Origin of the sequence: Lactobacillus sp. ESL0263, assembly GCF_003692845.1 — a bacterium.
Classification (GTDB): Bacteria; Bacillota; Bacilli; order Lactobacillales; family Lactobacillaceae; genus Lactobacillus; species Lactobacillus apis.
In genome coordinates, this window is the sequence record NZ_REHL01000004.1 from 213,141 (window position 1) to 227,927 (window position 14,787).

The 14,787-nt window shown below is 37.3% G+C and carries 14 protein-coding genes; 13 read left to right on the forward strand and 1 reads right to left on the reverse strand.

What is annotated here, in order from left to right; all coding sequences use genetic code 11:
• Positions 1 to 107 precede the first annotated feature (107 nt).
• The 3 genes from F5ESL0263_RS03005 to tsaE are packed head-to-tail and all read left to right on the forward strand — an operon-like array spanning position 108 to position 2,277.
• Positions 108 to 803, forward strand: coding sequence for a uracil-DNA glycosylase (locus F5ESL0263_RS03005; protein WP_179853673.1), 696 nt, complete (start codon positions 108 to 110; stop codon positions 801 to 803).
• An 8-nt stretch (positions 804 to 811) separates the two neighbouring features.
• A complete protein-coding gene (pta, locus tag F5ESL0263_RS03010) occupies positions 812 to 1,801 on the forward strand; it encodes a phosphate acetyltransferase (RefSeq protein ID WP_122034758.1) in 990 nt (329 codons plus the stop codon).
• Positions 1,801 to 2,277, forward strand: coding sequence for a tRNA (adenosine(37)-N6)-threonylcarbamoyltransferase complex ATPase subunit type 1 TsaE (gene tsaE, locus F5ESL0263_RS03015; protein WP_122034760.1), 477 nt, complete (start codon positions 1,801 to 1,803; stop codon positions 2,275 to 2,277). The genes pta and tsaE overlap by 1 nt, the downstream gene beginning before the upstream one ends.
• A 46-nt stretch (positions 2,278 to 2,323) precedes the next feature.
• On the opposite strand, the gene F5ESL0263_RS03020 is transcribed toward tsaE, so the two are convergent.
• Positions 2,324 to 2,857, reverse strand: coding sequence for a 3'-5' exonuclease (locus F5ESL0263_RS03020; RefSeq protein ID WP_109715328.1), 534 nt, complete (start codon positions 2,855 to 2,857; stop codon positions 2,324 to 2,326).
• A 119-nt stretch (positions 2,858 to 2,976) separates the two neighbouring features.
• Here F5ESL0263_RS03020 and murB point away from each other — a divergent pair, with 119 nt between their 5' ends.
• The 10 genes from murB to asp1 all read left to right on the forward strand — a co-directional run bounded on the left by murB (position 2,977) and on the right by asp1 (position 14,671).
• Positions 2,977 to 3,876 carry a UDP-N-acetylmuramate dehydrogenase gene (gene murB, locus F5ESL0263_RS03025; protein ID WP_122034762.1) on the forward strand — a complete coding sequence of 300 codons (900 nt, stop codon included), beginning with the start codon at positions 2,977 to 2,979 and terminating at the stop codon, positions 3,874 to 3,876.
• Between the two features lie 35 nt (positions 3,877 to 3,911).
• Positions 3,912 to 4,757 carry a diadenylate cyclase CdaA gene (gene cdaA / locus F5ESL0263_RS03030; protein ID WP_074425541.1) on the forward strand — a complete coding sequence of 282 codons (846 nt, stop codon included), beginning with the start codon at positions 3,912 to 3,914 and terminating at the stop codon, positions 4,755 to 4,757.
• Positions 4,754 to 5,728: a YbbR-like domain-containing protein gene (locus F5ESL0263_RS03035; RefSeq protein ID WP_122034764.1), complete on the forward strand. Its 975-nt coding sequence runs from the start codon at positions 4,754 to 4,756 to the stop codon at positions 5,726 to 5,728. Before cdaA ends, F5ESL0263_RS03035 begins: the two co-directional genes overlap by 4 nt.
• Positions 5,729 to 5,748: 20 nt before the next feature.
• Positions 5,749 to 7,101, forward strand: coding sequence for a phosphoglucosamine mutase (glmM, locus tag F5ESL0263_RS03040; RefSeq protein WP_122034766.1), 1,353 nt, complete (start codon positions 5,749 to 5,751; stop codon positions 7,099 to 7,101).
• A gap of 209 nt (positions 7,102 to 7,310) precedes the next feature.
• A complete protein-coding gene (glmS, locus tag F5ESL0263_RS03045) occupies positions 7,311 to 9,122 on the forward strand; it encodes a glutamine--fructose-6-phosphate transaminase (isomerizing) (RefSeq protein ID WP_122034768.1) in 1,812 nt (603 codons plus the stop codon).
• Between the two features lie 109 nt (positions 9,123 to 9,231).
• Positions 9,232 to 10,047, forward strand: a complete 816-nt coding sequence (locus tag F5ESL0263_RS03050) for a Cof-type HAD-IIB family hydrolase (RefSeq protein ID WP_122034770.1) — start codon at positions 9,232 to 9,234, stop codon at positions 10,045 to 10,047.
• 24 nt (positions 10,048 to 10,071) lie between these two features.
• Positions 10,072 to 10,509 carry a CopY/TcrY family copper transport repressor gene (locus F5ESL0263_RS03055; RefSeq protein ID WP_109715334.1) on the forward strand — a complete coding sequence of 146 codons (438 nt, stop codon included), beginning with the start codon at positions 10,072 to 10,074 and terminating at the stop codon, positions 10,507 to 10,509.
• A 34-nt stretch (positions 10,510 to 10,543) separates the two neighbouring features.
• Positions 10,544 to 11,257: a hypothetical protein gene (locus tag F5ESL0263_RS03060; RefSeq protein ID WP_122034772.1), complete on the forward strand. Its 714-nt coding sequence runs from the start codon at positions 10,544 to 10,546 to the stop codon at positions 11,255 to 11,257.
• A 211-nt stretch (positions 11,258 to 11,468) separates the two neighbouring features.
• Positions 11,469 to 12,986 (forward strand): glycosyltransferase, encoded by a 1,518-nt coding sequence (locus tag F5ESL0263_RS03065; protein ID WP_158593017.1) that lies wholly within the window; start codon positions 11,469 to 11,471, stop codon positions 12,984 to 12,986.
• Between the two features lie 167 nt (positions 12,987 to 13,153).
• On the forward strand, positions 13,154 to 14,671 hold the full coding sequence (asp1, locus tag F5ESL0263_RS03070; protein WP_122034776.1) for an accessory Sec system glycosyltransferase Asp1: 1,518 nt from the start codon (positions 13,154 to 13,156) through the stop codon (positions 14,669 to 14,671).
• The last annotated feature ends 116 nt before the right edge of the window (positions 14,672 to 14,787 follow it).

Below are 14,787 nucleotides of genomic sequence, written 5' to 3' on the forward strand. Positions count from 1 at the left end.
TAAATGCGCTTTGTTATAGTAAAAATCGTTAAAATTGTCTAAGTTATTTTCAATCAGAATTAGTTTCATGATACCATATAGGCTGTGAAAGAGAGGGTGTCTTGATAATGAAAAAGTTTATTGGCAATGACTGGGATGAAGTACTAGCTCCCGTATTTGAAAGTAATGAATACCATGCGCTTCATGAGTTTTTGAAAAAAGAATACCAAACTAAGCGGATATTTCCAGATATGTACCATATTTTCACTGCTTTTAAATTAACCCCATTTGCTAAGACTAAAGTAGTTATTCTAGGCCAAGATCCATACCATAATCCAGGGCAGGCAACCGGAATGAGTTTTGCTGTAATGCCTGGGGTTAAATTACCACCATCCCTACAGAACATTTATAAGGAACTTTATGATGATGTGGGCTGTGTTCCGGTTCAACATGGTTATTTGAAAAAGTGGGCTGATCAGGGTGTACTTCTACTGAATGCAGTTTTAACGGTACCATATGGACATGCAAATGGACATCAGGGCAAAGGCTGGGAGCAAGTAACAGATGCTGCAATCAAAGCCCTGAGCGATCGTGGTCAGGTTGTTTTTATCTTATGGGGCAAATATGCGCAAAATAAAATCGCATTAATTGACCAAGAGAAGAATTATGTGATTAAATCAGCTCATCCGAGTCCATTCTCAGCAGATCGCGGCTTCTTTGGCTCACGACCATTTTCGCGTTGTAATGAGGCCTTAAAAAAATTTGGTGAAACACCAATTGATTGGCAATTGCCGCAACAAGTCACAGAATCTGATTTAGCATAGGTGAAATAATGAGTATTTTTGAATTATTAAAGAGCAAAGTAAAAAATTCTAGTAAGCAATATCGCATAGTTTTTCCTGAAGGAAAAGATCCTAGGATATTAAAAGCCGTTAGAAAACTTAAAGACGATAATGTCGTTAGCCCAATTATTTTGGGTGATCCAGAACAAATAAAACAAGTTGCACAGCAAGAAGGAATTTCACTCAATGATCTTTTGTTAATTGACATTGATAATTACGAGAACCTGAATGAAATGGTAGTCAGTTTCATTCAAGCTCGTGGCAAAGAAATTACTGAATCCGAGGTGCGTGAAGCACTAAAGGATGCCAATTATTTTGGCACAATGATGGTTAAGATGGGAATTGCTGATGGCATGGTTTCTGGTGCAGTTCATTCGACGGCAGAAACTGTTCGTCCGGCATTACAACTTGTTCATACTGCTGAAGGCATGCATCGCGTCTCTGGTAGCTTTATTATGGAGCGAGAGAAAGAAAAGTATCTTTTTGCAGACTGTGCAATCAATCCATCACCTGATAGTCAAACGTTAGCAGAAATTGCTTATCAAACTGTTGAAACAGCCAAAATGATTGACCTTGAGCCACGTGTAGCCTTCCTTAGCTTTTCAACCAAGGGCTCCGCAAAAGGCGAAATGGTTACTAGAACTGTCGAGGCTGCTGAAATTTTTGCTAAAGAGCACCCTGATATTATTTCAGATGGTGAATTACAATTTGATGCTGCTTTTGTTCCGGAAGTTGCTGCAAAAAAGGCCCCCGATTCTAAACTTGCAGGGCGTGCAAACATTTTTATTTTCCCTGAATTACAATCGGGCAATATTGCTTATAAAATTACACAACGTTTGGGTAACTTTGCAGCAATTGGACCTATTTTGCAAGGACTTGATAAACCAATTAACGATTTATCACGTGGGGCAAGTAGCCAGGATGTCTACGACTTAGCTGTTTTAACAGCAGCTCAAGCACTTTTTAAGGACAAAGAATAATGACAAAATTAGAGATTAACTCAGCTGCTGAAATGAAGAAAATTGGTGCAGCGATTGCCTCCACGGCTAAGCCACACGATTTGCTTTTACTAAATGGTGATTTAGGAGCCGGTAAAACTACACTGACACAGGGGATTGGTTATGCGCTTGGGGTAAGACGTCCGGTGAAAAGTCCAACCTTTACGATTGTCCGTGAGTATGCTGAGGCAAAACTACCAATTTATCACATGGACTTTTATCGTTTAGAAAACAGCGATCTATCATCAATCGATTTAAATAGTTATCTGTCAGAACCAGGATTGGTTATTATTGAATGGCCAGAAGTTATTCAGGGCTATCTACCAGATCAATATTTACAGGTAGTAATTAGAAGAGTTGATGATAGCTGGGATTCCACTAAGAGGACATTAGAATTTAGACCACAGGGAAAGCGCAATGAACTGTGGGTAAAAGATATCATGAATAAATTGCAATAAAAAGGCAGAGCTGAGATTAATCAGTTCTGCTTTTTTGACTTATTTATTAGATTTGGTAAACAAGGTTTTTAATTGGCTCATCACCAAATTCTTTGTTTTGGGCGATAAGAATACCTGCACAGGCCTCACTATCGCTAAGCGCATTGTGATGGTGCCACAATTCAACATTTAATGCTTCGGATACAGTATCCAGTTTATGATTAGGTAGATTAGGTTCAAATAATTTACTTGTTTGTAGAGTGTCGATTACAAAATAGTGCGGTTCTTGAATATCGTAACGCGCTAAACTTTGCTTCATTACATTTGTATCAAAACGTGCATTATGCGCACAAACTAGCATGCCAGGCTGATACAAGTCTTTGATTTGAGTCCAAACTTCTGCCATTGTTGGCGCATCCTTTACATCATCTGCAGTAATGTCATGAATTTGAATGTTTCGCGCATCAAACGGCATTTGGGGATTTATAACTGTATAGAACCGGTCAACAATTTGATTGTCGCGAACCATTACTAATGCTAGAGAACACGCACTTTCTGGATGGCGGTTGGCGGTTTCAAAGTCCATTGCAATAAAATTCATTTTCTCTCCTTTAAAACTTAATTTTAGTATAACATAGGATGAAGCAATTCACTGAATGCGGTAAAATAAACAAAAGATTTAATAAGAGTTAATAAGATTTAATAAGGAGAATTTTAGCTTTGAAGTTATTTGATTTAGCAAAAGAAGGGATAGAAATTAAACAACAAGTCCCACTTAGCAAATATACGTTTACAAAAACTGGTGGTCCAGCAGAATTTTTGGCTTTCCCGCAAAATCAAACAGAGCTTCAAAAGTTAATTGAAGCAGCTAATGCTGATCAAATACCGCTAACTGTTATTGGAAATGCATCAAATTTAATTATTCGTGATGGTGGCATTGATGGACTTGTCATTATTTTAACCAAAATGGATAAGATTACCGTTGAAGGTCAGACAGTTACTGCTCAAGCAGGTGCACGAATTATTGACACTGCTTTTATGGCAGCCAACCATGGACTTAGTGGAATGGAATTTGCAGCTGGTATTCCAGGTAGTGTTGGTGGCGCTGTTTTTATGAATGCAGGAGCGTATGGCGGTGAAACTTGTGAGGCTGTTGCATCAGTTACCGTAATGTCTGCAAAAGGCGAGTTTAAAACTTATACAAATGAAGAAATGGCTTTTTCTTACCGACATTCACGTATTCAAGAAACTGATGACATTGTCTTATCTGTGACCTTTGAATTAAAGAAAGGCCAGAAAAGCGAAATTTTAGCGCAGATGAACTATCTCAATGCATTGCGGCAATATAAACAACCATTAGAATATCCTTCTTGTGGTAGCGTGTTTAAGCGTCCAGCTGGTCATTTTGTTGGTCCGATGATCATTGAAGCGGGTCTTCAAGGAAAACAAATTGGTGGTGCACAAGATTCCACCAAGCATGCCGGTTTTATCGTTAATAAAGGGGGCGCAACAGCTACGGACTATCTTGACTTAATTCATTTAATTCAAGAGAAGATTAAAGAGGAATTTGGTCTTGATTTAGAGACTGAAGTTAGAATTATTGGTAAGCCAAATAATTAAGTTTTGCTGGTTACAATACATAGAAAGGAGTATCTATGCAATCTAACGGAATACATATTTTTACTTGGGCGAACTTCTCAACTATCTTAGACGTTTTGATCATTTGGTTTTTAGTTTACCATTTAGTCATTTTAATCCGAGGTACTAAAGCAGTTCAACTTGCCAAAGGGATTGTCCTGATTTTTGTGGTGAGAATCGTTGCTGGAATTTTGCAATTGCATACCACGACTTGGTTGATCGATCAAATTGTTTCTTGGTCGGTCGTCGGGATTATCATTATTTTTCAGCCTGAGATTAGGCGTGGACTGGAGCACTTAGGGCGTTTGCCAATTTTTGCTGGTCGAGAAGACAGTGAACGTACTGAATCAATCAAGTTTATTAATGAGCTTGATAAGGCAATTCAATATATGTCGAAAAGAAGGATTGGTGCATTAATCACCCTTCAGCAAGAAACAGGACTAGACGACTATGTTGAAACTGGTATTAAGTTAAATGCTGATGTAACTGGTGAGTTATTGATTAATATTTTTATTCCTAATACCCCATTACATGATGGTGCTGTCATTATTAATAATGATCATAAGATTGCCGTTGCGGCAGCCTATTTGCCTCTTTCGGATAATAGTATGATTCCGAAGCGTTTAGGGACACGTCACCGTGCTGCTGTCGGAATTTCAGAAGTTACCGATGCGATTACAATTGTTGTTTCCGAAGAAACTGGTGGCGTGACAATTACGCGGAATGGGCGTTTTCTAGTTGATATGACTCGTGATGAGTACATGAAATACCTGACTGCTGAACTTGTTCCTAAGAAAAACCAAGCAGAAAAATGGTATCAAAAAATTGCTCGTAAGGTTTGGAAGTGGGGTGCTGACCGATGAAAAACTTTTGGAAAAAATCTTGGTTCATTCGGTTAGTTTCACTACTGATTGCAATTTTATTGGTAATTTATGTTAATGACACACAGGGTGGTTTTTTAACTCAGGGACAGTCAAGTAGGACGAAACAAACTGCTAACAAAACACAAACGATTAGTGTTCCTTTGCAAGTTTCAGTTGATACAGATAAGTATTACGTTGTCGGCTATCCTGAAAAAGTAAGCATTACATTAGAGGGCTCTAATGCACTAGTGACATCAACTGTCAATACGCAAAACTTTCGAGCCTATATTGATTTGACTAAGAAGAAAATCGGTAGTCATGAAGTAAAAGTTCACGTTAACGGCATTAGCAGGCAACTCTCGTATTCAATCAATCCGAAAGTTGTTCATGTTGATATTCAGAAAAGAAAATCAACAACAATGCCTGTTCAAATAGAGTATAATGAGAACGCTGTAGCTCATGGTTATACGGTTGGTCATCCAAGCGTTTATCCGCAGCAAGTTGAAGTTACTGGAGCACGAAGTGAGGTTGAACAAATTGACCAAATAGTCGCAAAGGTCGTTCTTCCAAGTGAAATGAAGCATGACTATGAACGGCAAGTTAGCCTTATTGCCTTAGATCACAAAAAGAGGCAGCTTAATGTGGTCATTGAACCTGCTACAGCTAAGGTAACAATACCAGTTTCAGTCGCTCATAAACGAGTTAGGGTTAAGCTAGAACCAAAAAGTGAGCAAAGTGGAAAAATATATTCGCTAACGGCTAAACCGGACTATGTTACTATATATGGGGCAAAGGAAGATTTAGCTAAAATAAGTAAGCTAAAAGTTCCAGTCGACCTTAGTGAAGTTGCAGTGTCGACAAGCAAAGTGATTAAACTAGACTTGCCGGCGGGTGTAGTTAAGTCTGATCCCGTCCAACTTGGAATAGACATTAAAGTAGCAAATTCAAATGTAAAAAGTGAAAAAAATTAAGTAAAAGGAAGGTATTTTAGATGTTGAAGTATTTTGGCACCGACGGTGTTCGTGGAGTAGCAAATCAAGATTTATCACCAGAATTGGCATTTAAATTGGGACGTGACGGAGGTTATATTTTAACCAAGAACAAGGATAAAGATGAGCAAGCTAAAGTTTTAGTTTCTCGTGATACCAGAATCTCTGGTCAAATGTTAGAATATTCGTTGATTTCTGGTTTGCTATCAGTTGGGATTGAAGTTTTAGAAGTTGGTGTAATTACGACTCCAGGTTTGTCATACTTGGTAAGAGCGCAAGGTGCAGATGCCGGCGTACAAATTTCCGCTTCTCATAACCCAGTTCAAGATAACGGAATAAAATTCTTTGGTAGCGATGGCTTGAAACTATCTGATGAAATGGAAGAAGAAATCGAAAAGCTAATTGATGCTAAAGAAGATACCTTACCTCGTCCTTCTGCTGAGGGTTTAGGCTCAGTAACTGATTTTCACGAAGGTAGTGCAAAATACCTCCAATTTATTGAAAATACCATCCCAGTCGATTTAGATGGAATTAAAGTTGTTATTGATGGTGCCAATGGTGCTGCTAGCAACTTGATTTCTCGTCTATTTGCTGATTGTGGTGTTGATTTTACTACGATTGCAACTCATCCAAATGGCTTAAACATCAATGATCACGTTGGTGCAACCCATACCAAAAAGTTACAAGAAGAAGTAGTTAAACAAGGTGCCCAATTAGGACTTGCTTTTGATGGGGATGCTGATCGCTGTATTGCTGTTGATGAAAATGGTAATGAAGTTGATGGAGACCACATTATGTACGTTTTGGGCAGCTACATGGAAGATGGTGGCCGTCTAAAGAAGGACACGATTGTAACTACTGTAATGAGTAACTTAGGTTTTACTAAAGCACTTGAGAGAAAGGGCATTAAAAACATTCGTACTCAAGTAGGTGACCGTTATGTTTCTGAAGAAATGAGAGCAAACGGTTATAACTTAGGTGGGGAACAGTCTGGTCACGTAATTATGAGCGACTACCATAATACTGGTGATGGGATGCTGACAGGTTTGCATTTAATGCTAGTAATGAAGAAGACTGGTAAATCACTAAGTGAACTACTTGAAGATTTCAAGGATTACCCTCAATGTCTTGTTAATGTTCCTGTAAAAGATAAGAAGAGCTGGAAAGAGCATCAACCAATTCTTGATGTTATCAAGGAAGTTGAAGATGATATGAATGGTGATGGTCGTGTCGTGGTTAGACCTTCAGGTACGCAAGAGCTTTTACGGGTGATGGCCGAAGGACCAACACAACAAGAAACTGATGCTTATGTAAAACGCATCACTGATGTAGTTGAAAAAGAAATGGGCGTCTAAATTTAACTAGTCCAATTAAAAGTAAAAGGCAGGAAAATTTTTTTCCTGCCTTTTTTGTGTATACAATAGCACTTATCAGACTTAGTATATACCAATTGTCGCAGTAATTTCTTGACCAATTTTTGAATAAATATTATCATTCCATACGTAATAAAGAAACTTTTACTAGTCCAAAAAATAAAATTCGGACTATACCAAAGGAGAATAATATGTGTGGAATTGTTGGAATTATCGGTAAATCGGCTAAAGAAGTCGTATTAGATGGTTTAGCAAACTTGGAATACCGGGGATATGATTCAGCGGGCATTTATTTAAATGACTTAAATGGGCGAGAATACTTAACCAAAACTACCGGGCGTATTAAGAACTTACGTGCTAAGATGACGCAGGATGAGGATGGACTTGTTGGAATTGGGCACACGCGCTGGGCAACACATGGCAAGCCAACTGTAGCTAATGCACATCCACAATTTGATGAGACAAAACGTTTTTACATGGTTCACAATGGGGTAATTGAAAATTATCAAGAACTAAAGGATAAATATTTAAGTGATGTTGATTTTCAATCAGATACAGACACCGAAGTTATCGTTCAATTAATTAGTAAGGTAGTTAATGACAAAAAGGTCGATACCTTTACTGCTTTAAAGATGGTACTGGCAGAAGTAAAAGGCTCATACGCAATACTTTTAGTTGACAATACAATTCCTGATCACATTTTTATTGCTAAAAATAAGTCGCCACTAATGCTTGGACTAGGAAAAGACTTTAATGTAATTGCTTCAGATGCATTGTCAGTATTAGATCAAACCAAGACTTTTATTGATTTGGCTGACGGTCAAGTTGGAGATATCACTAGGGATAACTACGTACTAGAAAATCTTGCTGGAGAGAAAATTCAGGCAAAACCTTATGAGGTGAATATTGATCCTAACGCTGCTTCTAAGGGCACTTATGAATTTTATATGTTAAAAGAAATATGCGAGCAACCAAGTGTTTTGCGTCACTTAGCTCAATACTATTTAGATGAAGACGGTAAGCCAAAAGTTGATCAAGAAATCGTTGATGCACTGACACAAGCAGATCGTTTATATATCTTTGCGGCAGGCACCAGCTATCATGCTGGTTTGGTTGGCAAAGTTTTGTTTGAAAAGTTTGCTAATATTCCGACAGAAGTTGGACTTGCATCAGAGGCTGGTTATCATTTCCCAATGATGTCGAAAAAGCCATTATTTATCTTTTTATCGCAATCTGGGGAAACTGCAGATTCACGTGTTGTTTTACAAGAAGCAATTAAGCGTAATATACCAACTCTTACATTAACAAATGTTCCAGGTTCAACACTTGCTCGTGAAGCAAGCTATTCAATGTCACTTGAAGCGGGACCTGAAATTGCTGTTGCTTCAACCAAAGCTTATACTGCTCAGGTGGTAGTTGAGGCAATACTAGCAAAAGCAATGGGAGAAAGAACTGGCAACGACGCAGCGAAAAATTTTGCTCTAAAGGAAAATTTAGCTTTAGCTGCTGAGGGAGTAGAACAAGTAATCTCCAGTAAAGAAAAAATTGAGCAATTAGCTAAAGAATACCTAGTACCGTCACGCAATGCTTTTTATATTGGACGCGGAATTGATTATCCACTTGCTCTTGAAGCTGCACTCAAACTGAAAGAAGTATCTTATATCCAAACCGAAGGGTTTGCAGCAGCCGAATTAAAGCATGGCACAATTTCGTTAATTGAAAAGAATACACCGGTAATTGGCCTAATTAATGATCCGGTTACAGCAGACCTAATGCGCGGGAACATCGAGGAGGTTGTCTCAAGAGGTGCTAGCGTGATTACCATTGTAAGTAAGAAACTGGCAAAACCTGACGACGATATCATTTTGCCAGATATTGATTATTATCTAACTCCACTTGTTAGTGTTGTTGCCGCTCAATTATTTGCCTATTATGCCTCTAAAGCTAAGGGATTAGATGTAGATAAACCACGTAACCTTGCTAAAAGTGTTACTGTTGAATAAATATTTTTTAGAACTAGCAAAACAACTAGATACCGAAAAAAGTCGTAAGTAATTACGACTTTTTGTATAATAAAGGGGACGATGCAAAAAGCAGTGGGAGGAAAATACTGTGTCAATAAAATTAATTGCTGTTGATTTAGACGGTACTTTGCTTAGTAGTACTAACTCGATTTTGCCAGAAACAGAAAAGACTTTAAAAAACGCGATTAGCGAAGGAATTCAAGTGGTTCTTGCAACAGGTCGACCTTTATCTGGGGTAATGCCTTTTAATAAGCAACTGGGCCTTGCTGGAAAGAAACAATATAACATTGTGTTTAATGGCGCGGTCATTCAAAACTTGGCAGGCGATGTTTTGATGAATCAAGAAATGAACTATCAGGATTTTTCCAGTATGCGCAAACTTCAAAGACTTGCTCATGTTAACTTACATTTTGAAACACCAGAGTGTTTTTGGACCTGTGATCGCGATTTAGGAGCTAATCTTGCAGTGAATGCCGCAATGACTAATAACATGATTAAAGTGCGTAAGGCAGAGGAAATTCCACAAGATTTTGCCTTTAACAAAGTTGGCTTTAGCATGACTGAAGATGTTAACGAGGTTGAAAAATTATGGAACAATATTCCCGAGTGGGCCTTTGCCAAATATGATATTGTTAGAAGCTTTTCGACCAATGTTGAAATCAACATTAAAGATGCTTCTAAGGGTAATGCTCTTATGGTACTTGCTGATCGCTTGAAGATTGATCAGAGTCAAGTAATGGTCTTTGGCGATCAAGGGAATGACATTTCGATGTTTTCCAATCCAAACTTTAAAAAAGTTGCAATGGGAAACGCAATCGAGCTGATTAAAGATAGTGCGGACTATGTAACTGATGATAATGACCATGACGGAATTGCCAAAGCATTAAAAAAATATGTTTTGTAGTAGAATAAAGTTAGGTTGATTATTATGGTAGAAAAAAACAAAGAACATAATATTTCTGAAGCCGAGTGGGAAGTCATGAGGATAGTGTGGACACTTGGTGAAATTCATACTGGTGATATCATTAAGCAATTACAAGCTAAAAAGAACTGGTCAGAATCAACAATCAAGACATTGATTGGGAGACTAGTTAAAAAAGGTTTGCTGAAGACTAGAAAAGATGGACATCGGTATGCATACTCCGCAACTGTTACTCAAGTGCAAATGATGATTCAGGTTTCAAAAGAAATGATGGATCACATGTGTGATATGCATAAAGGACAAGTTCTAATTGAACTTTTGAAAGATATGCCATTATCTAAGTCAGATATCTCGACGATTGAGGATGAGCTTGCCGGTAAGGAGAGTAAGGCGCCTGCAGTAATTAAATGTAACTGCTTAGTTTCAGGTCAACACGAATGCTAGAACAATAGTTAATCTACCTAAGGGGGTAAGCTTAATGAAGAAGTTTACTAGTATTTTTCTACGGTTGATCTTTGCCGCATTGGTTTGTCTATCAGGATTATTTTTATTTGAAGGCGCTGCAACAATTAATGTTCAGAATGTTCCCAAAATGGCGAAAACGGTAATTGACAAGAACGTTAATAAGACTGGGGATGCTAATTTAAAGGGATCGCTGCAGTTAGCAAAAGACTTTGGTGTTGAAGATAAGATTTTTGAGCAACTACCACAAAAGTATCATCGCGATTTGTCTTATATTAACCTTTATAATTTGAGTGTGAGTTACCAAGAAAATGGTGAAGTTACAGCGCAAAATTTGAATTTATCTGAAAAGAATCAGGTTCAAAAGGCTGTCAATTACGTCATTTTAGATCGGTTAAATAAAGAGCTCAAAAACAACGGCAAGCAAGTTAACGATACCATTAATGTTTTCCATTATTTCTTTTTCGCAGCTATTTTGCTTTTTGCTATTGCAGCTCTGCTTGTACTATTCGGTAGTTCTTGGGCTTCGTTAGTTTTATTGATTGCATCTGTAGGATCGTTTGGCGCACTGCAATATTACTTAAATCAGCTAACCCAAAACTTGCAGACAGAGCTTTATCATGGAATTTCATTGACCACTTCGTCTGTTTTGTGGCTTGGCCTCGCTATGGGCTTGGTGCTCGCATTTATTTGGCCAGTGGTCCTAAAAATAACTAAAAAAAGAGAATAATTAAAAATAGCATCGTCTATAGAAGTGACTGTACTGACGGTGCTTTTTTATGCTCAAAATTTCATAACAATGGAACTAAATGCAATAGTACTATTTACAATTAATAAGTACGATATTATTAGCCTTTTTTATAAAAACAAGCAATATTGTAATATTGGTGTGATAAAATTGAGAGTGCGAATTACAATTTAACAAGGTAAGGGAGTAAATGATGTATTATTTTCTAAATAACAGATTAGATGCTAATAGCTCTGGTATTGAGCATGCAGAAGTTAAACGATTAAAATTATTCAAGCAAAAGGGTGTACCTGCTAAGATAGTCATGTGTGAATATAATCGTCTTGCTCACCGAAATTTACCATTGTATGAAATGACTGATGATGATTATGTTAACATGTTTGACTTTTTTGCTGGTACAGTAACTTTTCCAGCGAAAGTGGTAACTGTTTCTGATTTATCAATTCCAGATGAGTATCAAATAAGAGAAGTAGATAACGGTTATGAAGTTTATAATGGTAATCGTAAAACTATGCGGATTACTATGTTTCCTAACGGTAGTGTTGATACAATTGATTACTTTAATGGTGACGGCAACCATACAAAACAAGAATTTTATGATACTCGCGGTTTCAAGAGTATGACCCAAATTTATGATACGGCAGATGGTCACCTTATTTATGAACAATTTTATCGCCCTAATAATACTGTTTATTATGAGACCTCTTATGAAAAAAGACCTAACTCCTATCCTGCAACAAATATTCAATTGACTGATACGCACGGTAAGCTGCACTCGCTGATGAACACAGGACAGGCATTCACAATTATGCTCGATGAGTTAAATGAGCAAGATGGTGACGAGATTTCGACCTTTATTTCTGACAGAAGTGATTGTTCGAATGTTCCGATGATTAACATGAAAACTCCAGCTCGGAAAATTGAGCATTTTCATAATATTCATTTCAGAGATTTTTGGGATCCAAGTTCTCCTATAACATATCCGTCAATTTCTAATAATGAGTTATTAAGCAAGACTGACTTGGTTATAACCCCGTCTCAGCGTCAAGCTGATGATATGACGAAACGTTTACGTACACAAGTACCAATTGTGTCAATTCCAGTTGGAATCGTTCCTGATAAGCAGTTGAATACCAGACATATTCCAATGAGCGAACGTACGCCAGGCAAAATTGTAGCAGTGGCACGTTTATTTTATGAGAAGCGTCTAGATGATGCGATTAATGCATTTGCAAAAGCATATAGAGAAAACCCAACGCTAAGCTTTGATATCTACGGTTATGGTAACGGACGCGATGGTCTTAAGGAAGAAAAGATGCTTAAGCAGCTTGTTAAAAATCTTGGTTTAGAAAATGTAGTTCAATTTAAGGGCTATACTCAAGATATGGAAACTGTCTACAATACAGCGGAGCTTTTAGTTCTATCTTCACGCTATGAAGGAGCTCCTCTTGCAATTGTTGAAGCACAATCGCATGGTGTACCAGTAATTGCTTATGACATTAACTATGGTCCGGCTGATTTAATTCAAGATGGTCAGAGTGGCTTTATTGTTCCGAGTGGACATGTTGATGATCTGGCTGCCAAAATAAAAGAGTACTTTGCTAATCCAGCGTTGATGGAACAGTTAAATGAAGGTGCATATCAAAATGCACAACGCTTCTCTGGCGATAGCATTTGGAAAGAATGGGAAAAGTACGTTATTAATGCCTGATTTTTCTTAATTAGTTAAGAAATAAAACCTATCTTATACGAAATGAGCTCCGAAGTTAGCAGACTTTCGGGGCTTATTTTATTATTGGTGTTTGTTGAAAAAAGCAATATCGTTTGTAATTGAACTAAAGGTCTACATTGTAATGTAATGAGGTAAAGGATTAAGAGATGTATTATTTTCTAAGTGGTGGATTAAGTGTTAATAGCTCTGGCATTGAGCATGCACAAATTAAGCGATTAAAATTATTTAAGCAAAAAGGGGTACCTGCAAAAATTGTAATGTGCGAATATAATCGCTTTGCGCATAGAAATTTGCCATTATATGAGTTAACTGATGATGACTATGTTAATATGTTTGACTTTTTTGCTGGCACAGTAACGTTTCCAGAAAGAGTGGTAACTATTTCTGACTTACCGATTCCAGTCAATTATCAAATAAAAGATGTAAATACCGGCTATGAAGTTTATGATGGTAGTCGTAAAACCATGCGAATCAGTTTGTTTCCTAATGGTAGCGTTGATACGGTTGATTACTATAACGGTGACGTTAATCTTACTAAGCAAGATTTTTATGATACACGAGGCTTTAAGAGCTCAACTAAAACTTATGATACAGCTGACGGTCATCTTGTATATGAACAATTTTATCGCCCAAATAATACAGTTTATTTTGAAATTTCTTATGAAAAGCGACCAAATTATTATCCTGCAACAAATATTCAGTTAATTGACACAGAAGGTAGAACGCATTCGCTAATGAATACAGGTCTAGCGTTCACAATTATGCTTGACGAGTTAAATGAGCAAGACGGTGATGAAATGTCGACCTTTATTTCTGATCGGAGCAATTTGGTAAATGTTCCAATGATTAACATGAAAACTCGAGCTCGTAAAATTGAGCATTTTCATAGTATTCACTATCGAGATTATTGGGATCCAAGTTCTCCTCTGACTTATCCGTCTATTTCTAATACTGAACTATTGAGTAAGACAGATTTAATTATTACGCCATCACAGCATCAAGCTGATGATATGAAGAAACGGTTAAGGACTCAGGTACCAATTGTGGCCATCCCAGTCGGAATCGTTCCTGATGAACAGTTGAATGCTAGACATATCCCAATAAGTGAACGTATTCCAGGCAAAGTTGTAGCAATAGCAAGACTTTTCCCTGAAAAGCGTTTAGCTGATGCAATTAATGCATTCGCAAAGGCATATCAAGAAAATCCGACATTAAGCTTTGATATTTACGGTTATGGTAATGGTGGCGATGGCTATAAAGAAGAAAATATGCTAAAACAGCTTGTAAAAAACCTTAATTTGCAAAATGTGGTTCAGTTTAAAGGCTATACTCAGGACACAGATAGTGTATACAATAGTGCTGAGCTCTTGTTATTAACATCAACATATGAAGGCTTTTCATTAGCAGTTTTAGAAGCACAATCACATGGTGTTCCGGTCATTTCTTATAACATTAATTATGGTCCTTCTGACATAATCCGGGATGGTCAAAGTGGTTTTCTTGTTCCAAGTGGAAATGTAGACGACTTGGCTGCCAAAATTGAAGATTACTTTGCTAATCCGGAACTAATGAAGAAGTTAAGCGAGGGTGCATATGAAAGCGCAAAGCGCTTCTCAAGCGACAATGTATGGAAGTACTGGGAGAAGTACGTTATTAATGTTTAATTTTGCTAGTAGGTTAAAAAATGATTAAATAAAACCCGTCTTTTTAGATGGGTTTTTGTTTTGAAAACGTTATTAATTGCTTTTTCAATTTTTTTGGGTTACGATAGTAAATCGTT